21 protein-coding genes and 2 tRNA genes are annotated in these 24,208 nt (G+C 66.5%); 10 read left to right on the plus strand and 13 right to left on the minus strand.

Annotation, left to right across the window (positions count from 1 at the left end):
• The first annotated feature begins 97 nt into the window (after positions 1-97).
• Positions 98-1,918 carry a translational GTPase TypA gene (gene typA, locus CX676_RS05370; RefSeq protein ID WP_101751702.1) on the plus strand — a complete coding sequence of 607 codons (1,821 nt, stop codon included), beginning with the start codon at positions 98-100 and terminating at the stop codon, positions 1,916-1,918.
• A gap of 178 nt (positions 1,919-2,096) precedes the next feature.
• Positions 2,097-2,771 carry a TetR-like C-terminal domain-containing protein gene (locus CX676_RS05375; protein ID WP_157935849.1) on the plus strand — a complete coding sequence of 225 codons (675 nt, stop codon included), beginning with the start codon at positions 2,097-2,099 and terminating at the stop codon, positions 2,769-2,771.
• On the opposite strand, the gene purU is transcribed toward CX676_RS05375, so the two are convergent.
• The 6 genes from purU to CX676_RS05405 form a co-directional block, all read right to left on the minus strand.
• Positions 2,768-3,652: a formyltetrahydrofolate deformylase gene (purU, locus tag CX676_RS05380; RefSeq protein ID WP_101751704.1), complete on the minus strand. Its 885-nt coding sequence runs from the start codon at positions 3,650-3,652 to the stop codon at positions 2,768-2,770. The genes CX676_RS05375 and purU overlap by 4 nt on opposite strands.
• Positions 3,653-3,747: 95 nt before the next feature.
• Complete coding sequence (locus CX676_RS05385; RefSeq protein WP_101751705.1) at positions 3,748-4,071, minus strand: 2Fe-2S iron-sulfur cluster-binding protein; 324 nt, start codon at positions 4,069-4,071, stop codon at positions 3,748-3,750.
• A gap of 129 nt (positions 4,072-4,200) precedes the next feature.
• On the minus strand, positions 4,201-5,778 hold the full coding sequence (locus tag CX676_RS05390; protein ID WP_232816589.1) for a Do family serine endopeptidase: 1,578 nt from the start codon (positions 5,776-5,778) through the stop codon (positions 4,201-4,203).
• A 195-nt stretch (positions 5,779-5,973) separates the two neighbouring features.
• A complete protein-coding gene (gene hflC / locus CX676_RS05395) occupies positions 5,974-7,188 on the minus strand; it encodes a protease modulator HflC (protein ID WP_101751707.1) in 1,215 nt (404 codons plus the stop codon).
• Complete coding sequence (hflK, locus tag CX676_RS05400) at positions 7,188-8,438, minus strand: FtsH protease activity modulator HflK (RefSeq protein WP_101751708.1); 1,251 nt, start codon at positions 8,436-8,438, stop codon at positions 7,188-7,190. The genes hflC and hflK overlap by 1 nt, the downstream gene beginning before the upstream one ends.
• A gap of 148 nt (positions 8,439-8,586) precedes the next feature.
• Positions 8,587-9,852, minus strand: a complete 1,266-nt coding sequence (locus CX676_RS05405; protein ID WP_101751709.1) for a glutamate-5-semialdehyde dehydrogenase — start codon at positions 9,850-9,852, stop codon at positions 8,587-8,589.
• Between the two features lie 95 nt (positions 9,853-9,947).
• On the opposite strand from CX676_RS05405, the gene CX676_RS05410 reads away from it, so the two are divergent.
• Positions 9,948-10,412, plus strand: a complete 465-nt coding sequence (locus tag CX676_RS05410) for a DUF1203 domain-containing protein (RefSeq protein WP_101751710.1) — start codon at positions 9,948-9,950, stop codon at positions 10,410-10,412.
• Positions 10,413-10,504: 92 nt separating this feature from the next.
• Here CX676_RS05410 and CX676_RS05415 read toward each other — a convergent pair.
• From CX676_RS05415 to CX676_RS05430, 4 genes are all read right to left on the minus strand, one after another.
• Positions 10,505-10,581 (minus strand) — tRNA-Asp (locus CX676_RS05415).
• Between the two features lie 27 nt (positions 10,582-10,608).
• Positions 10,609-10,685, minus strand: a tRNA-Asp gene (locus tag CX676_RS05420).
• Positions 10,686-10,877: 192 nt separating this feature from the next.
• Positions 10,878-11,780, minus strand: a complete 903-nt coding sequence (locus CX676_RS05425; protein ID WP_198590283.1) for a hypothetical protein — start codon at positions 11,778-11,780, stop codon at positions 10,878-10,880.
• A gap of 148 nt (positions 11,781-11,928) precedes the next feature.
• A complete protein-coding gene (locus tag CX676_RS05430; protein WP_101751711.1) occupies positions 11,929-13,026 on the minus strand; it encodes an anhydro-N-acetylmuramic acid kinase in 1,098 nt (365 codons plus the stop codon).
• Positions 13,027-13,087: 61 nt separating this feature from the next.
• On the opposite strand from CX676_RS05430, the gene tyrS reads away from it, so the two are divergent.
• The 4 genes from tyrS to CX676_RS05450 all read left to right on the plus strand — a co-directional run bounded on the left by tyrS (position 13,088) and on the right by CX676_RS05450 (position 17,138).
• Positions 13,088-14,332 (plus strand): tyrosine--tRNA ligase, encoded by a 1,245-nt coding sequence (gene tyrS / locus CX676_RS05435; protein WP_101751712.1) that lies wholly within the window; start codon positions 13,088-13,090, stop codon positions 14,330-14,332.
• Between the two features lie 108 nt (positions 14,333-14,440).
• Complete coding sequence (locus tag CX676_RS05440; RefSeq protein WP_101751713.1) at positions 14,441-14,641, plus strand: hypothetical protein; 201 nt, start codon at positions 14,441-14,443, stop codon at positions 14,639-14,641.
• A gap of 132 nt (positions 14,642-14,773) precedes the next feature.
• Positions 14,774-15,616: an urea carboxylase-associated family protein gene (locus tag CX676_RS05445; protein WP_101751714.1), complete on the plus strand. Its 843-nt coding sequence runs from the start codon at positions 14,774-14,776 to the stop codon at positions 15,614-15,616.
• A gap of 70 nt (positions 15,617-15,686) precedes the next feature.
• Entirely contained in the window at positions 15,687-17,138 is a 1,452-nt protein-coding gene (locus CX676_RS05450) for a TrkH family potassium uptake protein (protein ID WP_101751715.1), read from the plus strand.
• Positions 17,139-17,141: 3 nt separating this feature from the next.
• On the opposite strand, the gene CX676_RS05455 is transcribed toward CX676_RS05450, so the two are convergent.
• Both CX676_RS05455 and CX676_RS05460 read right to left on the minus strand, forming a co-directional pair.
• On the minus strand, positions 17,142-18,119 hold the full coding sequence (locus CX676_RS05455; RefSeq protein WP_101751716.1) for a quinone oxidoreductase family protein: 978 nt from the start codon (positions 18,117-18,119) through the stop codon (positions 17,142-17,144).
• Positions 18,120-18,182: 63 nt separating this feature from the next.
• A complete protein-coding gene (locus CX676_RS05460; protein WP_198590284.1) occupies positions 18,183-19,616 on the minus strand; it encodes a peptidoglycan-binding domain-containing protein in 1,434 nt (477 codons plus the stop codon).
• Between the two features lie 84 nt (positions 19,617-19,700).
• Between CX676_RS05460 and CX676_RS05465 the strand changes: the two genes are divergently transcribed.
• Positions 19,701-20,630, plus strand: coding sequence for a glycine--tRNA ligase subunit alpha (locus tag CX676_RS05465; protein ID WP_101754161.1), 930 nt, complete (start codon positions 19,701-19,703; stop codon positions 20,628-20,630).
• A gap of 23 nt (positions 20,631-20,653) precedes the next feature.
• Here CX676_RS05465 and CX676_RS05470 read toward each other — a convergent pair whose 3' ends face one another.
• A complete protein-coding gene (locus CX676_RS05470; protein ID WP_198590285.1) occupies positions 20,654-21,298 on the minus strand; it encodes a MarC family protein in 645 nt (214 codons plus the stop codon).
• 44 nt (positions 21,299-21,342) lie between these two features.
• Between CX676_RS05470 and CX676_RS05475 the strand changes: the two genes are divergently transcribed.
• Together CX676_RS05475 and glyS are read left to right on the plus strand one after the other, a co-directional pair.
• The gene (locus CX676_RS05475) at positions 21,343-21,828 is read left to right on the plus strand and encodes a DUF6446 family protein (protein ID WP_101751718.1); all 486 of its coding nucleotides are present in this window, start codon (positions 21,343-21,345) and stop codon (positions 21,826-21,828) included.
• The gene (glyS, locus tag CX676_RS05480) at positions 21,828-24,107 is read left to right on the plus strand and encodes a glycine--tRNA ligase subunit beta (RefSeq protein ID WP_101751719.1); all 2,280 of its coding nucleotides are present in this window, start codon (positions 21,828-21,830) and stop codon (positions 24,105-24,107) included. The genes CX676_RS05475 and glyS overlap by 1 nt, the downstream gene beginning before the upstream one ends.
• Positions 24,108-24,208: the final 101 nt, after the last annotated feature.

Consider the following 24,208-nt stretch of genomic DNA (forward strand, 5'->3'; position numbering starts at 1 on the left):
GGCCGGTTCCGGCCTGCCTTCTGGCCTGTGAATTTCGATCTGGCTTTTCCCTGCCCAATTCGCTAGGGCGGCCCCGCATACTAAAGGACGCGCCCCAATGGATATCCGCAACATCGCCATCATCGCCCATGTCGACCATGGCAAGACCACGCTGGTGGATGAACTGCTGAAGCAGTCCGGGGCCTTCCGCGAGAACCAGGCAACCGCCGAACGCATGATGGACAGCAACGACATCGAGCGCGAGCGCGGCATCACCATCCTGGCCAAGGCCACCTCGGTCGAGTGGAAGGGCACGCGCATCAATATCGTCGATACCCCGGGCCACGCCGATTTCGGCGGCGAGGTCGAGCGCATCCTGTCGATGGTGGACGGTGTCTGCCTGCTGGTCGATGCCGCCGAAGGGCCGATGCCGCAGACGAAATTCGTGACCTCGAAGGCGCTGGCGCTGGGGCTGAAGCCGATCGTCGTGCTGAACAAGGTCGACAAGCCGGCGGCCGAACCCGATGACGCGCTGAACGATGTCTTCGACCTTTTCGCCAACCTGGGCGCCACCGACGAGCAGCTGGATTTCCCCCATCTCTATGCCTCGGGCATCGGTGGCTGGGCCGACGAGTCGCTGGACGGCCCGCGCAAGGACATGTCGGCGCTGTTCGACATGGTGCTGCGCCATGTCGAACCGCCGAAGCAGATCGCGCGCAAGGACGAGCCGTTCCAGATGCTGGCCACCACGCTTGGCGCCGACAACTTCGTCGGCCGCCTGCTGACCGGCCGGGTCGAGGCCGGCCGTGCGAAAGCCGGTGACACGATCAAGGCGCTGGCCCGCGACGGCGAGCGGATCGAGCAGTTCCGCATTTCGAAGGTCATGGCCTTCCGTGGGCTGACCCAGACCGCCATCGACGTGGCCGAGGCCGGCGACATCGTCACCATCGCCGGCATGGCCAAGGCCACCGTGGCCGATACGCTCTGCGCCCCCGAGATCGACACCGCCCTGCCCGCGCAGCCGATCGACCCGCCCACCATCAGCGTCACCTTCGGCATCAATGACAGCCCGCTGGCCGGCCAGGACGGCAAGAAGGTGCAGTCCCGCGTCATCCGCGAGCGGCTGATGAAAGAGGCCGAATCGAACGTCGCCATCAAGATCGAGGACACGCCCGGCGGCGATGCCTTCATCGTCTCGGGCCGGGGCGAATTGCAGATGGGCGTGCTGATCGAGAACATGCGCCGCGAAGGCTTCGAGCTGTCGATCTCGCGTCCGCGCGTCATCTTCCGCGAGGAGAACGGCGAACGGCTGGAGCCTATCGAAGAGGTCATCATCGATGTCGATGACGAATATACCGGCGTGGTCATCGAGAAACTGACCGGCGACCGCAAGGGCGACATGGTCGACATGCGCCCCGCCGGTCACGGCAAGACCCGGATCGTCGCCCATGTCCCGTCGCGCGGGCTGATCGGCTACCACGGCGAGTTCATGACCGACACCCGTGGCAACGGCGTGCTGAACCGCATCTTCCATGGCTGGGCCCCCTACAAGGGCGCCATCCAGGGCCGCCGCCAGGGCGTGCTGATCTCGATGGAGAACGGCGTCTCGGTGGCCTATGCGCTGTGGAACCTGGAGGAGCGCGGCAAGATGTTCATCGGCGCGCAGGAACAGATCTATACCGGCATGATCATCGGCGAACACAGCCGCGACAACGACCTGGAAGTGAACCCGCTGAAGGGCAAGAAACTGACCAACGTCCGCGCCTCTGGCACGGACGAGGCGGTGCGCCTGACGCCCCCGGTCCGCATGTCGCTGGAAGAGGCCATTGCCTATATCGACGACGACGAACTGGTCGAGGTGACGCCGCGGAATATCCGCCTCAGGAAGCGCTTCCTTGACCCGCACGAGCGGAAACGTCAGGCTAGAACTGATTCCTGAGATTGCGTTCAGCGGTTTTGCATAGCGGCTTGATTTGTCTGAATAGCCTGCGTCTTGATTGCAATTTCCAATTGAATCGGGCCATTAAATTGCCCGATTCGGTTGTAGAAACACCGAGTTGCGCCGGAGGCGCGTTTTTCACTCTGCGTTCATTCGCAGCGGTGCTAATCTCTGCTGCATGAAGGTACGTCATCCGCCAGTTCCACCCCGCCCGGGACCGGGCCTGCACGACAGTGTCTCGCTGGCACTGCTCGAGATGATTGCCGAGCATCGGCCGTCCTTTCCCGAGATCCCCGAGATCGCGCTGCGTGCCGGCCAGGACGAGGAAGCGGTGCGGGCGGTCTTCGATTCGGTGCAGGATATCCTCGACACGCTGGCCGAACAGGGGCTGATGAAGCTCTTCGATGTCAGCCTGCGCACCGTGACCCAGGCGCCACCCGACGACCCGATTGCGCAGTTCCGCGCACTCGGCACGGCCTACCTGAACTGGGCGATCGAGAACCCGGCCCAGTTCCGCCTGCTGCAGCACAGCAAGCTGGTCGATCTCGAGGCCAATGAAAATCTCGCCCGCTATATCCGCGCCATGCATGACACCATGCTGCGGCTGCTGTCCAATGCCCAGGATGCCGGCCAGATCGAGCGGTCGACGAACATCCATTCGATCCTCGTCAGCGGGCGCTGCCTGCTGTTCGGCCTCGCCCGCATGGCCATCGACGGCAACATGACCGCCTGGCATCCCGGGCTGAACCCGGCCGATGCCGCGCATCAGGCCTTCAGCGATTACATGGATTCGATGGCCGCTGCCGGCAACAACCTCACCGGCAGCCTGAAGCCGCAGCGGGTCGAGGCTTAGCCCATCCGTTCCGAGGCATAGCCGCCGGGGCTGGCCGGGAAGACGACCGTCTTGCCGGCATTCAGGAAAACCCGGTGATGGATATGCGCATGGATGGCACGGGCCAGCACCTGCGCCTCGACATCGCGGCCAAGGGTGACGTAATCGGCAGCAGACTGCGCATGGGTCACCCGCACGGTGTCCTGCTCAATGATCGGGCCCTCGTCCAGGTCGGCGGTCACGTAATGCGCCGTCGCCCCGATCAGCTTCACCCCGCGCTCGAAGGCCTGCTTGTAGGGGTTGGCGCCCTTGAAGCTGGGCAGGAAGCTGTGGTGGATGTTGATGATCCGCCCCGACATCTTCTGGCACAGCGCATCCGACAGCACCTGCATGTAGCGTGCCAGCACCACCAGGTCCGCGCCGGTCTCGTCAACCAGCGCCAACAACCGCGCTTCGGCCTCGGGCTTGTTCGCCGGCGTCACCTTGATGTGGTGGAACGGGATGTCGTGGTTCACCACCACTTTCTGATAGGTCATGTGGTTGCTGACCACGCCCACGATCTCGACCGGCAGCGCCCCGATCTGCCAGCGATACAAGAGGTCGTTCAGGCAATGGCCGAAATTCGACACCATCAGCAGGACCTTGGCCTTCACCGAGGGGTCGTGGATCGCCCAGTCCATCTCCATCGCCCCGGCAACTTCAGCGAAATCGGCGCGCAGCGTCTCGGCATCCGCGCCCTCCTCCGAACGGAAGCTGACGCGCATGAAGAACATGCCATTCTCCATGTCGTCGAACTGCGCCGCGTCGGTGATGTTGCAGCCGTGATCGGCCAGGAAACCGGCGATGGCCGCGACGATGCCGCGACGCGAGGCACAGGTGACGGTCAGGACAAGTTCGGACATGGGGTCAAATCTCCGTTCGTTTCCCGAGCGTTACCCCGCCTTGCGGCCAAGCCCCGCCTTGCAGGCGACATTTTGCGCCGAAACGCGACCTCGGTTCAGATCTGGCGCTCGGGCATCTGCACGACCAGCCCGTCCAGCGCGTCCGAGACCTTCAGCTGGCAGGTCAGGCGCGAACGTGCCGGATCGGGCTCATAGGCGAAATCCAGCATGTCCTCTTCCATCGGGTCTTTCGGCGGCAGTTTGTCGATCCAGGCCGCATCGACATAGACATGGCAGGTCGAGCAGGCGCAGGCGCCGCCGCAATCGGCCTCGATGCCGGGAATGCCATTGTCCCGCGCGCCTTCCATGACGGTCATGCCGGTCTTGACCTCGACCTCGTGGGCGGTGCCGTTATGCTCGATATAGGTGATCTTGGCCATGTCGCTATCCTCACTGTCGCAGCGGGAAATAAGTCATCCGCCGCACATTGAAAAGGGCGAGATAAAACCCGCCCTTTCACCTGGTTCAAATATCCGGGGGTGTGGGGGCAGCGCCCCCACTTGCCGGCCTCAGCTGTCCTGGATCGGCAGCGCCACGAAGCGCGGCTCACCGGCACGCCGGATCAGAAGCAGGATCGACTTGCGTCCCGCCTCGCGCGCATCATTGACCTGGGTTTCCAGGTCCGAGACCGCGACCAGCGGCTGCTGGCCCGCCTCGACGATCACGTCGCCGGCGGCCAGGCCCTTCTCGGCGGCGACGCCATCGGCGGCCACCTCGCGTACCACCAGGCCCTTGAGGTCCGGCGAGACGCCCAGCTCGGCGGCGATCTCGGGGGTCAGGGTCGACAGCGTCATGCCCATCATGTCGCTTGCGCCCGGGGCCTCCGAGGTCACCGAGCTGGCACCACCCTCGCCCTCGGCCAGTTCGCGGCGGCCAAGCGTCACCTGCTTGGTCATCCGCTCGCCATCACGCAGGATCACCACATCCACCGGCTCGCCCGCAGGCGAATCGGCGACGCGGCGCACCAGCGAGCGGGTGTCATCGACCGCGCCACCGGCAAACTCGACGATCACGTCGCCGGCCTGCAGCTCGGCCGCCTTGGCCGGACCGTCCATCACCTCGGTGATCATCGCGCCCTTGGTGTCATCGCCGACGCCAAGCGCCTCGGCCATGTCCGGGGTCACGTCCTGGATGGTCACACCCAGCCAGCCGCGGCGGGTCTCGCCGAATTCCTGCAGCTGGTTCACCACCTTGTCGACGACGTTCGAGGCCATCGAGAAGCCGATGCCGATCGAGCCGCCATTGGGCGACAAGATCGCGGTGTTCACGCCGATGACCTTGCCATCCATGTTGAACAGCGGACCGCCCGAGTTGCCGCGGTTGATGGCGGCGTCGGTCTGCAGGTAATCGTCATAGGTGCCCGACAGTTCGCGGTTCCGCGCCGAGACGATCCCGGTCGAGGCCGAGAAGCCCTGCCCCAGCGGGTTCCCCAGCGCCGGCACCCAGTCACCCATGCGGGCACTGTCGGAATCGCCGAACTCGACGAAGGGCAGGTTCTGGTCATGCTCGACCTTCAGCAGCGCGATATCGGTCTTGGGGTCGGTGCCGATCACCTTGGCAGGCAGGGTCTCGCCCGAATAGAACTCGATCTCGATCTCGTCGGCGCCCTCGATGACGTGGTTGTTGGTCACGATGAAGCCATCGGCCGAGATGACGAAACCCGAGCCGAGCGCGTTCGAGCGCTGCTGGCCGCGCGGTCCGCCGGGGGCACCCGGGCCGCCCTCGGGCATGCCGGGGAAGCCGAAATCACGGAACAGGTCCGAGAAGGGGCTGCCTTCGGGGAAATTCGGTCCACCCTGGCCAAAGGTCGGCTGCGACACGACCGAGGTGGTGGTGATGTTGACGACCGCCGGGGCCACGCGCTCGACCAGGTCGGCAAAGCTGTCGGGCATCACCTGTCCGGGTGCCTTGGCTTCGGGCGCGGTCAGCGGCTGGTTCTGGTTGGCGGCTTCCTGCGCCTGCTGCTGCACCTCGGGCGAGATGTCCGAGGGCGCGGTCTCGATGGCCTGCTGCGCGCCCGCGACGCCCAGACCCAGCGACAGCGCGATGGCCGAGGCGGTCAGGAATTTCTTGGAACTCGATTTCATTCGAATGGTCCTCATGTTCTTTTTCGGTGATCCGGCGGGCCTCCGGCGCGTCCTCGCGGCGGGCGTCAGGATCGGGTTGATATGAAATGAATTTAGGGACGCGTTGCAAATAAACCACGCTCTCGGGCGGTGAACTGATCGTGACTTTTGTTACGAAAAGGGCGGGTCCGCATCACGGCCCGCCCCTCGCTCTCGTCAATTCCCAGTGGTTTCCTCGTCCGGCGCGGGCTCCGCCTCGGTGTCGGGCGCGGGTTCCGCTGCCGCCTCGGGCTCGCCTGCCGCCGGCTCAGGTGCGGCCTCGCCCTCTTCCGGCGCGACCGGCGGCACCGTCTCCGAGGGCTCCTCGGGCGGCGTCACTAGGCTTTCGGGCACCGGGGTCAGCTTCACGCCGGCGGATTCGCCAAGCGGCTTGCCCTCGCGGTCGGTCACGGTCGGCGTCACCAGGTCCTCGTCCGTCGCCGCTTCCGGCGCGGGCGCGGTTCCGGCGCTGTTTCCTGCCGGAACCGGCACCGAAGGCGGGTTGGCCCGCTCTGCACCATCGCTGGCCAGGTAGTCGAAGAACTCGCTGTCGGGCTGCATCACGAACGAGCTGTTGCTGCCCTGCAGCGCCCGCTCATAGGACTGCATCGAGCGCGAGAAGGCGAAGAACTCGGGATCGCGGCCGAAAGCATCGGCATAGATCGCGTTCCGCGTCGCATCGGCCTCACCGCGCACCACCTCGGCACGCTTCCGCGCCTCCGAGGTCAGCTCGACCACGGTCCGGTCGGCGGCGGCGCGCACGCGCTGCGCCGCCTCGTTCCCGCGCGCCACCTCGTCGGCGGCCTCGCGTTCTCGCTCGGCCCGCATCCGGGCATAGGTCGCGGACAGGTTCTGCTCGGGCAAGTCGGTCCGGGTCAGGCGCACGTCGATGATCTCGATGCCGAGACCGGTCGAGTTGCGCCGGGCCTCGTCGCGGATCTGGTTCATCAGGCTGGTGCGGTCATCCGACAGCACGTCGGTCGAAGGCACCGAACCCAGTACTTCGCGGATGGCGGTCTTGACGATCGGCTCCAACCGCACCAGCGCCGCCTCGATCCCGGCCACACCGACGGCCTGGCGGAAGCGGACGACATCGGTGATGCGCCAGCGGGCGAAGGCATCAACCACCAGACGGCGGTCATCCAGCGGCGTCACCTCGAGCGGCGTGGTCGGCAGGCCGAGGATACGGTCGTCATATTTCACCACCGTATCGAGGAACGGCACCTTGACCGCCAGCCCCGGTTCCTCCTTCACATCGACGACACGGCCGAGGCGCAAGACCAGCGCCTTTTCGCGCTCGTCCACGATGAACAGCGAGGACATGACCACCACGGCCACAACGATCAGCGCCGGCAGGGCGATGACGGAGAGAAAAGATCTGGGCGTGGCCATCAGTTGGTCCCCCCGCTGGTCGTGGCATTGGTCGCGGCGGTGTTCCCGCCGGTATTGCTGGTGTTGCTGGCAGGCCGGTCACGGCGCAGCTGGTCCAGCGGCAGATAGGGCACCACGCCCTGCCCGCCGGCGGACGGCTGGTCGATGATGACCTTGTCCACGTCGCCCAGAACCTTCTCCATCGTTTCCAAGTACATCCGGCGCCGGGTCACGTCGGGTGCCTTCACGTATTCCTCGTAGACCGAGTTGAAGCGCGCGGCCTCACCCTCGGCCACGTTCACGGCCTGGGCGCGATAGGCCTCGGCCTGTTCCAGCTGCGAGGCGGCTTCACCACGGGCGTTCGCCAGCACGCGGTTGGCATAGGCATCGGCCTCTTTCTCCAGCCGGTCGCGTTCCTGCTGCGCGGCCTGCACCTCGCGGAAGGCGTCGATCACCTCCTGCGGCGGGTCGGCGCGGTCAAGGTTGACCCGGACCACGTTGATGCCGGATTCATAGGCGTTCAGCGTCTGCTGCACCTGGTCCTGCAGATCCTCGGCAATGGCACCCCGATCGCGGTTCAGGATCGGCGCAAGTTCGCTGCGGGCGATGATGTCGCGCATGGCGGATTCGGCCACGGCGCGGATGGTGTCGCGCGGATCGGCCAGGTTGAACAGGTATTTGGCCGGATCGTTGATGTTCCAGACGACCTGATATTCCATGTCCACGATGTTCTGGTCGCGGGTCAGCATCAGCCCGCTGTCCATCGGCCCGGCGCCGGTGCCGATCTCGGTCACCCGCTCGCCGGTGACCTGCACGATCTCGGCAGTGACGAAGGGCCAGGGGGCAAAGTTCAGACCCGGTTCGCCCACGCCCACCGCGTCACCGAACAGGAACTCGACGCTGCGCTCCTCGGGCTTGACGGTGTAGAAGCTCATGAAGCCCCAGAAGGCCAGCGCGCCAAGCGCGATCAGCCCGATGGTCGAGCGGTTCATGCTGAAATTCGGCCGGCGCGGACCCGAGCCGCCACCGCCGCCATTCGGGCGATTGCCGCCACGGCCGCCGCCCATCAGCACGCGCAGCCGTTCCTGGCCCTTCTTCATCAGCTCCTCGATCTCGGGGATCTGGTCGCCGCCCTGACCGGGTCGCTCGGGACGTTGCGGGTCGCGCGGGGGGCGTTGATCCCCCCATGGACGGTTCGAGGGACGCTTGCCGTCCTCATCGTCGCCGCCATTATTGCCGCCTCCGCCGCCCCAGGGGCCCTGATTAGCCATGCAAATGCCCTTTTGCCTGTTGGTTTTCTTTGTCTGCAAACTGGGGCTGAGGGGGGGAATGTCAAGGCTTCGCCGCCCGTTTCCCCCGTGCCCCGCATCTGCGCTGCTCGGGGCCGCGACCGATCGTCGCAGCCCCTGCCGTCTTTGATCAGGACCGGATGGTGCCGTCGCCCGTCACCAGATACTTGAAGCTGGTCAGCTGCTCCGCCCCCACTGGCCCGCGCGCATGCAGCTTGCCGGTGGCGATGCCGATCTCGGCCCCCATGCCGAACTCGCCGCCATCGGCGAACTGGGTCGAGGCGTTGCGCATCAGGATGGCGCTGTCGAGCCCGTTGAAGAACCGCTGCGCGGTCGCATCGTTCTCGGTCAGGATCGATTCCGTGTGCTGGCTGCCGTACTGGCGGATATGCGCGATGGCCCCCTCGACCCCATCGACCAGTTTCGCCGCGATGATCATGTCGAGGAACTCATGGCCGAAATCATCGGGCGCGGCCTGAACCGTGCCCGCGATCTGCGCCAGCTCTCCCTCGGCGCGCACTTCAACGCCCGCCTTGACCAGCGCACCGATCAACTGCTCGCGCAGGGCGGGATCGGCGGCGCTGTCGATCAGCAGGCATTCGGCCGAGCCGCAGATGCCAGTGCGCCGGGTCTTGGCGTTCAGAACCACCCGCAGCGCCTTTTCCGCATCAGCGTCGCGGTCAGCATAGACATGGCAGATGCCTTCCAGGTGGGCAAAGACCGGCACCCGCGCCTCGCGCTGCACCAGCCCGACCAGCCCCTTGCCGCCGCGCGGGATGATCACGTCGATCAACCCCTGCGCCTGCAGCATGGCCGAGACCGCCGCCCGGTCGCGGGTCGGCACCAGCTGGATCGCCTCGGCCGGCAAACCCGCCGAAATCAAACCCTTGACCATGCAGTCATGAATGGCTTTCGAGGAGTGCAGGCTTTCCGAGCCGCCGCGCAGGATCACCGCATTGCCGGATTTCAGCGCCAGCGCGCCGGCATCTGCGGTGACGTTCGGGCGGCTTTCATAGATCACCCCGATCACCCCGATGGGCGTGCGCACCCGCTGGATATGCAGCCCGTTCGGCCGGTCCCATTCGGTGATGACACTGCCCACCGGATCGGGCTGCTCCGCCACCGCGCGCAGCCCGTCCTCGATGCCACGGATACGGTCCTCGGTCAGCTTCAGCCGGTCCATCATCGCGTCCGACAGGCCCTTTTCGCGGCCGAAGTCGAGATCAAGGGCATTGGCGGCAAGGATCTCTGGCACCGACAGCCGGATCGCTTCGGCCGCGCCGATCAGCGCAGCGTGCTTGCGTTCCGCGCTGGCCTCGCGCAGGGCCGCAGTCGCCTCCTGCGCGGCGGCGCCCATGCGCTGGATCAGCTGCTCGGCGTTGTCCATGTCCTTCATCCCCGGTCCCCTTGCGAATGAAACGCCCGAATTCTGCGCCCGTTCAACGGGCCTGCCCGTCATACCGGAGCGGAACCCAAAACAGGAGTCCCGAAATGACCATCCGTTTCCTGCCGATCAAGAGCGAGACCGCCAACGCCCTGAGGCACGGCACCGACAGCTATGGCCAATTGCCCGAAAAGGTCGCCGCTTCGACCGGCAGCGGCACGCCCTGTCGCCACTGCCTCGGCCAAGTGCCCGGCGGCAGGCCCTACCTGATCGCCGCCTATCGGCCCTTCGACGACCTGAACCCCTATACCGAAACCGGTCCCGTCTTTCTGTGCTCGGACTATTGCGCCGCCGGGGGGCCGGATTTCCCTGCCGCCATGCTGACCAGCCCAGCCTATATCGTCCGCGGCTATTCGCGCGACGAGCGCATCATCTATGGCACCGGCGCCGTGGTCCCGACTGCAGAAATCGAGGCGCATTGCGAAAACCTGCTGACCCGCCCCGAGATCGCCTTCCTCCACATCCGCAGCGCCAGCAACAACTGCTTTCACTGCCGCGTCGAGCGCGGGTGAGGCCGGGTGTTCATGCCATGAGGATCGCGCGCGCGACGATAAGGCCCCTTTCGGGCTGAATTTCTCTGACGGATCCTGGAAAAGCAAGATAATGGCGCGGTTGACGGGGCTCGAACCCGCGACCCCCGGCGTGACAGGCCGGTACTCTAACCAACTGAGCTACAACCGCGCATATCTTGTCGGGCGAAGGTGTGTGTGGCGCGGTTGACGGGGCTCGAACCCGCGACCCCCGGCGTGACAGGCCGGTACTCTAACCAACTGAGCTACAACCGCACACTCACCTCCCCGGTCGATCGCCCGCCGGGGTGAGGGGCGGTTTACGCAGAGCTTGCGCAGAGGTCAAGGGCGGATCGCGCGAAAATCCGACCTTCCGGACAACAAGTTCAGATCCATGGAAAAAGGGGCAGCCGAAGCTGCCCCTCTCGCCCGGCGCGGACCATGCCGCGCCGGAAGGTCATCAGACCCTTAGTTGCTGGCCGGAGCCGGCTCGCCTTCGGCCGGAGCCGCAGCCGGGTCAGCCGGAGCCGCAGCAGGGTCAGCCGGAGCGGCAGCCGGGTCAGCCGGGGCCGCTGCGGGATCGGCAGCCGCGTCGGCAGCCGGGGCCAGCGTGGCGGGCAGCATCATCGAATCGTCGAAGTCCGGCAGCGCGCCAAGCTCGTCGCGGGTGTAGTTGGTGGCGAAGATCACATCGTTGCCGAAGGTCGCCATCTTCATCGCGTCGGTGCTGATCAGCACTTCCTTGGCACCGATGCCGAGGAAACCACCGATATCGACCACGTAGCCGGCAACGACATACTTGCCATCAACCTCGTCGATCACGATGTCGCCGATGTCAGCGATCGAATCCCATTCTTCGGGAACCGCGTCGCCTTCCAGCACGCTCCATTCGCTGTCCGAGGGCTGGTTGGTCGTGTAGACCTGCAGGCCTTCAACCCAGCTGCCCAGCATGCTCGGGGTGCTGGCGTCCAGCGTCGGCTGTGCCTCGGTCGGCGCTACGACCGGTTCTTCGGCTACTTCTTCGGTTGCAGCGGCGTCAGCAGCGGCATCCGCTTCCATCGCCTCGCCTTCGGCCTCCATTTCGGCCTCGGCAGCAGCGCCGGCATCGGCGGCAGCGTCCGCGGCGGCATCGGCAGCCTCACCGGCCGCATCAGCAGCCTCGCCCGCCGCATCGGCAGTGGCGTCGGCAGCATCTGCAGCGGCATCAGCCGTTGCGTCGGCAGCGGCACCGGCCGCATCGGTCGCGGCGTCAGCAGCCTCTTCGGTGGCCTGCACGGCCTCTTCGGCGGCCGTTTCCGGCGTGGTGGTGTCCTGCGCGATGGCCGGAACGGCCAGGGCGGCAATGGCAGCACTCATCAGCAAGCGTTTCATCGATGTTACTCCTTTTCGAAGCTATTGCTTGCGGGCGTCTTTTGCCCGTCGCAGCCCCAACGCGACAACTTCGAAGGGCGTTCCGCAGAAGATCGCAACTGGCGGAAATCCGCCAATTATTGCCAATAAACATTTGATAAGTCTTGCTTTAACGCGGGTGACTGATGCGCCCGCCGCAAACCGGACCGGGTGCGCCGGTCGTCGATGGGCCCGAAGTGGGCAGCCCGCGCATCACCCGCACGGCCAGCCAGCCAAAGGCCTGAGCCTCCAGCATGTCGCCATCCAGACCGGCGGTTTCGACCGGCCGGACAGCGCAGGGCAACACCGCATCCAGCGCCGCCATGATGGTCGCATTGTGACGACCACCGCCGCAGACCAGCACCATTTCGGGCGGGCTCGGCAGCCAGCGGAACCCTGCCGCGACCGAACCGGCCAGCGCCCCCACCAGCGTCGCCGCCGCATCGGCATCGGCCAGCGGCTCGACGGCGGCAACCAGCCCGGCGAAAGCATCGCGGTCCAGCGATTTCGGCGGCACGCGCTCGAAATAGGGATGGGTGAGAAACGCCGAGACAATTGCGTCATCCGCGCGACCCGAGGCCGCCAGCGCCCCGCCCTCGTCCCGCACCTGCCGGCGACGGCTGCGCACGAGGTCATTGATCGGGGCATTGGCCGGGCCGGTGTCGAAGGCGAGGCAGGCCCCCTCGGCCTCCGGCGCGGCGGCGGTCGGATCGACCCAGGTGATATTGCCGACGCCGCCAAGGTTCAGGAAGGCGACAGGCCGGGGCGGCAGATGCCCCGCCGCAACGGCCCATTCCGCACAGGCCCAGTGAAAGAACGGGGCCAAGGGCGCGCCCTCGCCGCCCTGCCGCACATCCTCGCTGCGGAAATCCCAGACCACCGGGCGATCGAGCCTGCGCGCCAGTTGCCCGCCATCGCCCGCCTGATGCGTCCGCCCGCCCGCCGGGTCATGCGCCAGCGTCTGGCCGTGATAGCCGACGATCTCGGCCTCGGGGAACCCTTCCGCCAGCGCCGCGTGGCTCGCCACCGAGATCTCGGCCGCATCGCCCACACCCTCGCTGCCCGGCCATTGCCCCAGCGCGCCATGCAGCGCCGAGGCCTCATTGTCGGAATAGGCGCGATAGGCGCTGCGCCCGAAGCCGCCGATCCGCTGGCCGTCGGTCTCGATCAGCGCCGCATCCACCCCGTCAAGCGAGGTGCCCGACATCATCCCCAAAGCCCGGATCATCGCGCCTTTTCCTTTGTTGCCGTGGCAGGTATATCCGCAGCACTGAGAAGGAAAAACCCCGATGACCTATCACGCCAAATCCGACTTCATGCGCATCATGATCGAGCGCGGCTTCATGGCCGACTGCACCGATTACCAGGCGCTGGACGATGCCCTCAGCGCGGGGCCGGTAACGGCGTATATCGGCTATGACGCCACCGCGGCCTCGCTGCATGTGGGCCACCTGCTGAATGTGATGATGCTGCGCTGGTTCCAGAAGACCGGCAACCGCCCGATCACGCTGATGGGCGGCGGCACCACCAAGGTCGGCGACCCGAGCTTCCGCTCGGACGAGCGCCCGCTTTTGGGGCCGGATCAGATCCAGGCCAATATCGACGGCATGCAGAAGGTTTTCGCGCGCTACATCGATTACAGCGATGACCGCGCACTGATGCTGAACAATGCCGAATGGCTGGACGGGCTGAACTATCTCGATTTCCTGCGCGATATCGGGCGGCATTTCAGCGTCAACCGGATGCTCAGCTTTGAATCGGTGAAATCGCGGCTCGACCGCGAACAGTCGCTGTCCTTCCTCGAATTCAACTACATGATCCTGCAGGCCTATGACTTCCTCGAGCTCTACCGGCGCTATGACTGCCGGCTGCAGATGGGCGGGTCGGACCAGTGGGGCAATATCATCAACGGCATCGACTTGACCCGCCGGGTACTCGACCGCGAGATCTGGGGCCTGACCTCGCCGCTCTTGACCACCTCGGACGGGCGCAAGATGGGCAAGTCGCAGGGCGGTGCGGTCTGGCTGAACGGCGAGATGCTGTCGCCCTACGAGTTCTGGCAGTTCTGGCGCAACACCACCGATGCCGATGTGGGCCGGTTCCTGAAGCTCTATACCGAGCTGCCGCTGGAGGAATGCGACCGCCTTGGCGCGCTGGAAGGGGCCGAGATCAACGACGCCAAGATCCGGCTGGCCAACGAGATCACCACGCTCTTGCACGGCGCCGAGGCTGCAGCCAGCGCCGAGGCGACGGCGCGCGAGGTGTTCGAACAGGGCGGCGCCGGCGGCGATCTGGAGGTGGCGATCCTGCCAGCCTCGGCCTTCGAGGGCGGGCTGTCGGTGGCGCAGATGCTGGTCCAGACCGGCATCACCGGCAGCGGCAAGGAGGCCAAGCGCCTGATCGCCGAGGGCGGCCTGCGGCTGAACAACGACGCCGTGACCGACCCGCAGATGCCGGTCGATGCGGCGCTGGTGGGCGACGGGCTGAAGGTCTCGGTCGGCAAGAAGAAACATCGCATGGTGCAGATCGGGTGATCTGACCCTGGCGCATGGCAGCCATGCGGCGCGGCGGTGACGCCGCGTCGCAGCATTGAACGCCCCGGTGCAATTGCCTATTTCGCCGGCATGGGAGAACACCTCCACATGACCGGAGACAAGACCATGGCGAAACACATGACCACCTCGCCCCGCACCGACCGCCTTGCCGACGAGGCCATCGACCAGATGTTCGGCTATTACAGCCGCGAGACCCAGTTCGGCCTGCGCGCCGCCAATGACGGCAACCGCGTCATCAGCGAGTTGGATGCCGCCGGCGCGATCCTCGCCGCCAAGCGCGCCGCCTGAAGCCGCGCCAGATCACGAGTTTTCCAAGGGGACCATCCGGTCCCCTTTTTGTTGGCAGCAGGGGCGGCTGCCCCCGCTCACCTTCCCGCATTTCCCCTTCCCATCGCCCCGCCTCCTGCGCATCATGCACCCATGAGCAGCCACCCCGCCCCCAAGGATGCCGACCAGCGCCGGGCCGTCAGGCCGGTGATCTGCTATGACCCGGCCACCCTGCCCGATCCCGGCCTTGCCGCCCTGCGCGCGGCGCGGGCCGGCGCGCGGAAGGTCGGAGAGTTGCGGGTGCCGCCGCGCGAGGGGCGCTGTTTCGGCGTGCCGCAGGGCCAGTTCTTCCGCATCACCAGCATCGAGGGACCGCAGGTCGGCGACCTGAACCTGTGGAGCGCCGCCGATCCGTCCGAACGCTTCTATTCCGGCAAGACCCGCGCGCTGCATGGCACGCATCTGGGCCCCGGCGACCGGATGTGGTCCAGTTTCCCGCATCTGCGGCCGATGGCGACGGTGACCGAGGATACGCTCGACTGGTACGGCATCGATGCCTTCGGCGGTTCGGTCCATGACGTGATCGGCACGCGCTGCGATCCCTATAGCCATCACCTACTGTCGGGCGGTGACAATTATCACCATTGTTGCCATTCCAACCTGACCAATGCGCTTGCGAAACATCTGGGACAATCCCCACGGCAGGCCGAGCCGCTGGTCCATGACGTGCTGAACGTCTTCATGTGCACCGGCTTCACCCGCGACACCGGGCAGTATTTCATGAAGGCCAGCCCGGTCCGCCCCGGCGATTACATCGAGTTCTTTGCCGAGATCGACCTGATCGGCGGGCTGTCGGCCTGCCCCGGCGGCGATTGCAGCACCCAGCATTCCTCGGATGCCGCCGCCTGCCACCCGCTGCTGGTCGAGATCTTTGCCCCGGCCAAGCCCCCCGCGAACCGCCCGCCCCCCGCACCAAGCGGCTATGTCTGGCCCTGAGCGGCGGGCGCTGCGCCTCGGCCGCGCCCGGTCCCTTGACGGGCCGGACGGCGCGCGGCAATCAGGGCGGATGATCGACTTTCGACCCGTCGTCCACACCATTGGCAGACTCGTCACCGTGATGGGCGTGGGCATGCTGTTCCCCATGCTCGTCGACTGGTGGCATGGCGACGCGCATTACCAGGTGTTCCTGCAAACCTCGCTCCTGACCGTCCTGGCCGGGCTGATGGCGACCATCGCCACGCGCGGCCAGATGGAGGGGCTGAACATCCAGCAGGCCTTCCTGCTGACCTCGGGTCTCTGGGCGGTGCTGCCGGTCTTCGGCGCCCTGCCCTTCATGCTGGGCGCGCCGCATTCCAGCTTTACCGATGCCTATTTCGAGGCCATGTCAGGGGTCAGCACCACCGGCACCACGGCCTTCCCGGCGCTCGACGCGCTGCCCAAGGGCACGCATCTGTGGAGGGCGATCCTGCAATGGTCGGGCGGATTGGGGATCGTGGTGGTCGCCATGGTGTTCCTGCCGGTGATGAAGGTCGGGGGCATGCAGTTCTTCCGCTCGGAAGGCTTCGACACGCTTGGCAAGATCCTGCCCCGCGCCGGCGAGATCGCAGCCGAGATGACGCGGGTCTATTTCATCCTGACCGGGGCCTGCATCCTGACCTATATCCTGCTGGGCATGACCGGCTTCGACGCGGTGATCCATGCGCTGACCACCATCTCGACCGGCGGCTTTTCCAATTACGACGCCAGCTTCGGTGCCTACCTCGGCGGGCCGGAATGGGCGGCCTCGATCTTCATGGTGCTGGCCTCGGTGCCCTTCATCCGCATGGTGCAGGTGATGCGCGGCCAGTTCGTGCCCTTCTGGCAGGATGTGCAGATCCGCGCCTACCTGCGCTGGATCACCTATGCCTGCGGGCTGATCGTGGCCTATCGGCTGCTCTACATGCAGCAGGACCAGCACCCGCTGGAGCTGGTGCGCGAAACCGTGTTCAACACCATCTCGACCTTTTCCGGCACCGGCTATGCCTCGACCAACATGCTGGAATGGGGTCACCTGCCCTTCAGCGTGCTGATCATCGTCGGGCTGATCGGCGGTTGCACCGGCTCGACCGGCTGCTCGGTCAAGATCTTCCGCTACCTGGTTCTGCTGCAGGCGGTGCGGGTGCAGATCCGCCGGATGCACAGCCCGCACCGGATCTATCCGCTGCGACTGGAGGGCCGGCCACTGGACCAGGACGTGGTGAACTCGGTCATGGCCTTCTTCACCCTCTTCATGCTGACCTTCGGGCTGCTGATCGTCGGCCTGTCGCTGACCGGGCTGCATACAAGGACGGCGCTGACCGCGGCCTGGACCGCGATCGCCAATGTCGGCCCGGCCTGGGGGCCCGAGATCACCGCCAATGGCTCGGTCTCGAACTTCCCGGCCAGCGCCAAATGGCTGATGACCTTGGGCATGTACCTGGGCCGGCTGGAGCTTATCGCCGTGCTGGTCCTGCTGCTGCCGCGCTTCTGGCGGGCCTGAAGCTTACGGGATCAGCACCGTCGCGCCGGTCGTCTCGCGGTTTTCCAGCGCGGTATGGGCGCGCCCGACCTCGGCCAGCGGCACCCGCTGCGAGACCTCGGCGCGTATGATCCCGGCCTTGAGTGCCGCGAACATCTCGGCCGCGCGGTGCTGCAACTCGGCCGGATCGGCGATGTGCTGGAACAGCGTCGGCCGGGTCAGGAACAGCGATTTCGCCCCCAGTTCCGACATCGGCACCGGCGGCACCAGCCCCGAGGACTGCCCGAAGCTGACCATCATCCCGCGCACGGCGAGGCTGTCCAGCGAGCCGCGCCAGGTTGCCTTGCCAACCCCGTCATAGACCACGTTCACGCCCTTGCCGCCGGTGATCTCACCCACCCGGGCGGCGACATCCTCGCTGTTATAGTCGATGACATGGGCATAGCCGAGCGCGCGCGCCAGCGCGACCTTCTCGGCCCCGCCCGCCGTGCCGATCGCCGTGGCGCCCTTGGCCGCGATCCACGGCCCCAGCAATTGCCCGACACCGCCAGCCGCCGCCTGCACCAGCGCGACCATGCCCGGCTCGATGCGGAAGGTCGAATGGATCAGGTAATGCGCCGTCATCCCCTTCAGCATCAGCGTCGCCGCCTGCTCGCTGGTCACGCCCTCGGGAACCCGCACCAGCCGGTCGGCGGCAATGAGACGGGCCGAGGCATAGGCGTTCAACGGCTGGGTATAGGCCACCCGGTCGCCGGACTGCCAATCGGTAACGCCCGGCCCCACCGCCTCGACCACGCCCGCCCCTTCCGAGCCGGGGACCAGGTCGCGCTCGACCGCCCAGGGATAGGTGGCGTTGCGGTGATAGACATCGAGAAAGTTCAGCCCGATGGCATCCTGCCGGATCAGCACCTGCCCGGCACCCGGGACCGGCGTGGCGATCTCGCGCCGCTGGAACTCCTCGGCGGTGCCGGGTTTCGGCATGGACATGACATAATCGCTCATCGCGCATCCTCCGTTTTCGGGCAGTCTGGCGACTGTCCGGGCGAAGGGCAACCGCCTGCGCGATCAGTTCCCGGCGGGGGCCTCGGCTTCCGCTTCCGGCGCAACCGGTTGCGGGGTCATGTCGGGCAGCGCGGGCGCGGCAGGTGCCGCCACGGGCGCGTCATTCGCCGCCGGGGCAAAGCGGGCAAAGCTGTCCGACAGTTCCGCCGCCAGCCGCTGCTGGTTCTCGGCATCGCTGACCGGCCAGATCAAGACAAAACCCTCGGCCCGGCCATCACGCACCTGCCCCTCGGCATGGCCGATATGGGTGTCGTTGCGCCCGTCAAGCGTGATCGAGCCCGGCTGCACGTCGCGCACGGGCTGCGGCACCCAGCCAAGGGCGATGACCAGGCCCGAGAGATCCAGCAGGTCCTGCTGACCGCCCGGCTGCGAGAACAGGATCAGCGCCGCGCCCGAACCGTCCTTGGGGCCATAGATCGCCAGCGCGCGTTCGTTGCGGTCAAAGGCCAGCTTGTCCATCGGCACCATAGCCGACAGGCCGGTATGGGCATCCTGCAATTGCGACAGGCCCATCTCGCCGCGCCATGCGCTGCGGCGCTCGATCAACTTCTGCATGGCGGTGCCAGCGTCGGGCGACAGGCGCTCGGCCAGAATCTCGGCATTGATGGCGGCCTCGGTCTTGGGGCCGCCCTTGCCATCGATCTTGCCCTCATAGAAACCAGCCCACCGCAGCGCCCGCTGCACCTCGTCCAGCGGCGGCATCTCGCCGGTGGCCTCGGGCGGGGCGGGCAGATCGGGCGCGGCACCGGCGACGATTTGCGATCCCAGTTCCTCACCGGTAGCAAGGAAGGCATCGCGCGGGGCGGCACCGGCGGATTTGAAGGCGGCAAGCCATGCCGTCGCCGAAGCCTCGCTCAGCGGGCCAAGCGCCACGGCAAAGCGGTCATTCGGCAATTGCCAGAGGCCCGCATCGGCGAAGGTCTCGCGCCATCTTTCCAGCGCACCATCGGCATCGGTGCGATCCGGCAGCGCCTCGAGGCGCAAGTAATGGTTCGGCGCATCGGGGGCCGGTGTCGGGGTCTCGGCGGGGGCAGGATCCGTCGTGGCGGCGGTCTCGTCGGTCGCAGCCTCAGCCGCAGGAGCCTCGGCGGGGGCCTCTGCCACAGGCGCATCGCCCGTTGGTGCCACCGCCGTCAGCGTCACGTTCGAGCCGGGTTCGGCGACAAAGCTGTCCGCCGGGATCTTGCCCTCGGCCTTCAGGCTCTCCAGCCGGGCCGCGGCCTCGGCGGGGGTCTGCGGGCCAAGGCCGATGGCGGTCCAGCCGCCCGGCACGCGGAAGGTCACCACATCGGGAAACTGCGCGCTCCAGCTGGCCGCTGCCTCGGCCGTGGCCGCCTCGCCGCGCTTGGCCTCGATGCGGATCACCGCGCCGCCGTCCTGCGCCCAGACCGCGCCCGGCAGCCAGGCCGCCATCAGTAACCAGTGAAAGCGCCGCATCAGCCGACCCCGCAATTGACCCTGTCCCATCCCACGCCTAGAAGGCGCGGAGCTTCGCATGATCTATGCAAAAGGATGGCCCGGATGACCAGCCCCAACCGACCCCGCAGCTTCCAGGAGATCATCCTGCGCCTGCAAAATTACTGGGCCGCGACCGGCTGCGCCGTGCTGCAACCCTATGACATGGAAGTCGGCGCCGGCACCTTCCACCCGGCGACGACGCTGCGCAGCCTTGGCAGCCGTCCCTGGGCCGCGGCCTATGTCCAGCCCTCGCGCCGCCCGACCGATGGCCGCTATGGCGAGAACCCGAACCGGCTGCAGCATTACTATCAATATCAGGTGATCATCAAACCATCGCCCCCCGACCTGCAGGAGCTGTACCTCGGCAGCCTCAAGGCCATCGGGCTTGATCCGCTGATCCACGATGTCCGCTTTGTCGAGGATGACTGGGAAAGCCCGACGCTTGGCGCCTGGGGTCTGGGCTGGGAAGTCTGGTGCGACGGCATGGAGGTGAGCCAGTTCACCTATTTCCAGCAGGTCGGCGGCCATGACTGCCGCCCGGTCTCGGGCGAGCTGACCTATGGTCTGGAACGTCTGGCCATGTATGTGCTGGGGATCGAGCATGTCATGGACATGCCGTTCAACGACCCCGACAGCCCGATCCCGCTCAGCTATGGCGACATCTTCCGCCAGACCGAGCGCGAATATTCCCGCTGGAACTTCGATCAGGCCGATACGGCGATGCTGTTCCAGCACTTCAAGGATGCCGAAGAGGAATGCGCCCGCATCCTCGCCGCGCCCGAGGAAGACAGCGCCGGCCGCCGCATCCCGATGGCCCATCCGGCCTATGATCAGGCGATCAAGGCCAGCCATATCTTCAACCTCTTGGACGCACGCGGCGTGATCTCGGTGACCGAGCGGCAGGCCTATATCGGCCGGGTGCGGGCGCTGGCCAAGGCCTGCGCCGACCTGTTCCTGACGACCGATGCCGCGCGGGTGGACGAGACCGCCTGATGCAACCCCTTCGTCCGACGACCCTAGCCGGCCAGACCGGGCAAGATCGCTTTCAGCCCGGCGGCGATCATCTGCACGCCCATGGCCGCGACGATCATGCCCATCAACCGGGTCATGATGACACGCAGGGTCTGCGACATGTGCCGGCCGATGGTCGAGGCAAAGAACAGCACCACCGCCAGCACGGCGAGCACCAGACCGAAGGCCGCGGCCACGGCGCCCTTGTCGGCCATGGTCCTGGCCTGCCCCATATAGACGATGATCGCCGTGATCGTCCCCGGCCCCACCACCATCGGGAAGGCCAGCGGATAGAAGCTGACATCGGCGCGGGGCGGCTCCTGCACGGCCATGGCCTGCGCCTTGGCCGGGGCCTCGTGGGCGGGGCTGCCCGAACCGCTGAGCATCCCCATGGCAATGGTCATCAGCACCAGACCGCCGGCCACGCGGAAATCATCGACGCTGATGCCGAAGAATTTCAGGATCGCCGCGCCGCTGACCGCCACGGTTGCGCAAAGCACGGCGCTGAAGAAGGCCACGCGCAGGCCCGCGCGGCGTTGCAGCGCCGGGTCCATGCCATGGGTGACCGCCAGAAACAGCGGCAGCACCACGAAGGGGTTCATGATGGCGAAGGCGCCGCCCAAAGTGGTGATGAAAAACGCTTGGTCCACGGCCTGCCCCATATCCGTCCGAATCAAGCGGGGGGAATGACAGCATGAACGGCAAGTTTCCAGCCATTGTGCTTGTGCTCGCCGGCATCGGTGCCGGCGGCGGCATGTGGTATGCGCAGGAATACGGCTTTTACGAGACGATCGACCCGGCCGGTCCGGGGGCGGATGTCACCGCCGTCTCCGCCGCCGATGGCGGCGCGGTGGAACTGCCCCTTGCCGATTTCCAGGGCATCGACGCCTCGTCCTCGCCGCTGCGCTGGCGCGCCTGCTTTCGCCTGACCGAGCTGCCCTTGCCGGGCAGCCTGACCCCCTTTGAGGGCGCAACCCCCCTGAACGGGCCGGGCTGGTTCGATTGCTATGACGCCGACCAGATCACCCATGATCTCGAATCCGGCGCGGCAGTGGCGGTGCTTGGCACCTCCGAGATCCGCCCCGATGTCGACCGGGTGCTGGCGATCTATCCCGATGGCCGCGCCTTTGGCTGGCACCAATATAATGACAAGACACCCGAACGCGGAGTGATGGACTGATGGCCGACCTGCTGATCGAACTCTTCTCGGAAGAAATCCCCGCCCGGATGCAGTCCCGCGCCCGCGAGGATCTGAAGAAGCTCGTCACCGACGGGCTGGTCGAGGCCGGGCTGACCTATGCCAGCGCCGGGGCCTTCTCGACCCCGCGCCGTCTGACTCTCGCGATTGAAGGCCTCAGCGCCCACAGCCCGACCACGCGCGAGGAACGCAAGGGCCCGCGCACCGACGCCCCCGAAGCGGCACTTCTGGGCTTCCTGCGCTCGACCGGGCTGACCAAGGACCAGCTTCAGGCCCGCGACGACAAGAAGGGCCAGGTCTGGTTCGCCACGCTGGAAAAACCCGGGCGCCCGGCGGCCGAGATCGTGGCCGAGGTGCTGGAGACGACGATCCGCAACTTCCCCTGGCCCAAGTCGATGCGCTGGGGCGCCGGCAACCTGCGCTGGGTCCGGCCGCTGCATTCGATCCTCTGCCTGCTGACCGACGAGGCCGGGGCGCAGGTCGTGCCGCTGACGGTCGAGGGCATCGCCTCGAGCAACCAGACCCGCGGCCACCGCTTCCTGTCGCCCGAGCCCTTCACGGTGACGGGTTTCGACGACTATGCCGCGAAACTGCGCCGCGCCCATGTCATCCTTGACGCCAGCGAGCGCGAGGCCGCCATCCGCCAGCAGGCCGATAACATCGCCTTCGCCCGTGGCTGGGAGATCGTCGCCGATGCGGGTCTGCTGACCGAGGTGGCGGGGCTGGTCGAATGGCCGGTGCCGCTGATGGGGGTGATCGAGGACCGTTTTCTGGACCTGCCGCCCGAGGTGCTGCAGACCTCGATGAAGGAGCACCAGAAATTCTTCTCGGCCCGGAACCCGAAAACCGGCCGGATCGAGGGTTTTGTCACCGTCGCCAACATCGAGACGCCCGACGATGGCGCGACCATTCTGGCGGGCAACCAGCGCGTGCTGGCCGCGCGCCTGTCGGACGCGGCCTTCTTCTACGAGAACGACCTGCGCGAGGCCAAGGCCGGCATGGGTCACTGGGCCGAGGGTCTCAAATCGGTGACCTTCCACAACAAGCTCGGCAGCCAGTCCGACCGCATCGCCCGCATCGCCGCACTGGCCCGCGAGATCGCGCCGCTGGTCGGCGCCGATGCGGACGAGGCCGGGGAAGCCGCGACGCTGGCCAAGCTCGACCTGCGTTCATCGATGGTGGGCGAATTCCCCGAATTGCAGGGGATCATGGGCCGCTATTACATCGCCGCCGCCGGCAAGCCGCAGGCCGTCGCCGACGCCGCCCGCGACCATTACTCGCCACTCGGCCCGAGCGATGACGTCCCGACCGCGCCGGTCTCGGTCGCCGTGGCGCTGGCCGACAAGATCGATACGCTGACCGGGTTCTGGGCGATTGACGAGAAGCCTACGGGGTCGAAGGACCCATTTGCGCTGCGGCGGGCGGCGTTGGGGGTGATCAGGTTGGTGCTGGGGACCGGGGTGCGAGTTGGACTTATCGGATTGTTGAGCAATGCACTGACACAGCTTTACGTACTTGCACGGGAAAGAAACGCATTTGCTAGCTTGCCCGATTACAGCAAGCTTGCGTCCAGCGACGTTGTAGAAGTGATCTTCGCGGAGCAGTTCGACTTTGCTACTCCGCCAGAGAATGTTTTTTGGTTGCAGATAGGTAGCAAAAAAGCGTTGCGAGCAAAGGCGCAATTGTCCACATGGCTGGCGTTGAGTTCGCCGGTCTATCCTTTGGGTGAGCGCGTCACCGACCTCCTCTCCTTCCTCCACGACCGCCTGAAAGTCTATCTCCGCGACCAAGGCATCCGCCATGACATCATCGATGCCGTGCTGGCGCAGCCCGGCAATGACGATCTCGTGCTGGTGGTGAACCGGGCCACGGCGCTGAATGACATGCTGAAGACCGAGGACGGCCGGAACCTGACGCAGGGTCTGAAGCGCGCCGGGAATATCCTCGCGCAGGCCGAGGAGAAGGACGGGGTCGAATACAGCTTTGGCGCCGACGAGAAATTCGCCGAGACCGATCAGGAACGCGCGCTTTTCGCCGCGCTCGACACCGCCGAACCGGCGATCCGTCAGGCGACCAAGGCCGAGGATTTCCCCGCCGCCATGTCGGCCATCGCCGCACTGCGCGCGCCCATCGATGCCTTCTTCGAGGCGGTTCAGGTGAACAGCGACAACCAGATCCTGCGCCGCAACCGGCTGAACCTCTTGAGCCGCATCCGCGAGGCCGGCCGGCAGATTGCGGATTTCACCAAGATCGAGGGGTGAGGCGCGCCCGGCAAAAAGTCCAGTGGACCTTTTTGCAGCGCCGAACGCGCGGAGCGCCGGGAATAGAAGGGGCCGGTCAACTCCGGCCCTTTCTTCTTCAC

The organism is Paracoccus zhejiangensis (assembly GCF_002847445.1).
GTDB classification, from domain to species: domain Bacteria; phylum Pseudomonadota; class Alphaproteobacteria; order Rhodobacterales; family Rhodobacteraceae; genus Paracoccus; species Paracoccus zhejiangensis.

Coding starts and splice junctions, on each gene's coding strand:
- typA (WP_101751702.1), top strand. CDS start 98: ATGGATATCCGCAACATCGCCATCATCGCCCATGTCGACCATGGCAAG.
- CX676_RS05375 (WP_157935849.1), top strand. CDS start 2,097: ATGAAGGTACGTCATCCGCCAGTTCCACCCCGCCCGGGACCGGGCCTG.
- purU (WP_101751704.1), bottom strand. CDS start 3,652: ATGTCCGAACTTGTCCTGACCGTCACCTGTGCCTCGCGTCGCGGCATC.
- CX676_RS05385 (WP_101751705.1), bottom strand. CDS start 4,071: ATGGCCAAGATCACCTATATCGAGCATAACGGCACCGCCCACGAGGTC.
- CX676_RS05390 (WP_232816589.1), bottom strand. CDS start 5,778: ATGAAATCGAGTTCCAAGAAATTCCTGACCGCCTCGGCCATCGCGCTG.
- hflC (WP_101751707.1), bottom strand. CDS start 7,188: ATGGCCACGCCCAGATCTTTTCTCTCCGTCATCGCCCTGCCGGCGCTG.
- hflK (WP_101751708.1), bottom strand. CDS start 8,438: ATGGCTAATCAGGGCCCCTGGGGCGGCGGAGGCGGCAATAATGGCGGC.
- CX676_RS05405 (WP_101751709.1), bottom strand. CDS start 9,852: ATGAAGGACATGGACAACGCCGAGCAGCTGATCCAGCGCATGGGCGCC.
- CX676_RS05410 (WP_101751710.1), top strand. CDS start 9,948: ATGACCATCCGTTTCCTGCCGATCAAGAGCGAGACCGCCAACGCCCTG.
- CX676_RS05425 (WP_198590283.1), bottom strand. CDS start 11,780: ATGAAACGCTTGCTGATGAGTGCTGCCATTGCCGCCCTGGCCGTTCCG.
- CX676_RS05430 (WP_101751711.1), bottom strand. CDS start 13,026: ATGATCCGGGCTTTGGGGATGATGTCGGGCACCTCGCTTGACGGGGTG.
- tyrS (WP_101751712.1), top strand. CDS start 13,088: ATGACCTATCACGCCAAATCCGACTTCATGCGCATCATGATCGAGCGC.
- CX676_RS05440 (WP_101751713.1), top strand. CDS start 14,441: ATGACCGGAGACAAGACCATGGCGAAACACATGACCACCTCGCCCCGC.
- CX676_RS05445 (WP_101751714.1), top strand. CDS start 14,774: ATGAGCAGCCACCCCGCCCCCAAGGATGCCGACCAGCGCCGGGCCGTC.
- CX676_RS05450 (WP_101751715.1), top strand. CDS start 15,687: ATGATCGACTTTCGACCCGTCGTCCACACCATTGGCAGACTCGTCACC.
- CX676_RS05455 (WP_101751716.1), bottom strand. CDS start 18,119: ATGAGCGATTATGTCATGTCCATGCCGAAACCCGGCACCGCCGAGGAG.
- CX676_RS05460 (WP_198590284.1), bottom strand. CDS start 19,616: ATGCGGCGCTTTCACTGGTTACTGATGGCGGCCTGGCTGCCGGGCGCG.
- CX676_RS05465 (WP_101754161.1), top strand. CDS start 19,701: ATGACCAGCCCCAACCGACCCCGCAGCTTCCAGGAGATCATCCTGCGC.
- CX676_RS05475 (WP_101751718.1), top strand. CDS start 21,343: ATGAACGGCAAGTTTCCAGCCATTGTGCTTGTGCTCGCCGGCATCGGT.
- glyS (WP_101751719.1), top strand. CDS start 21,828: ATGGCCGACCTGCTGATCGAACTCTTCTCGGAAGAAATCCCCGCCCGG.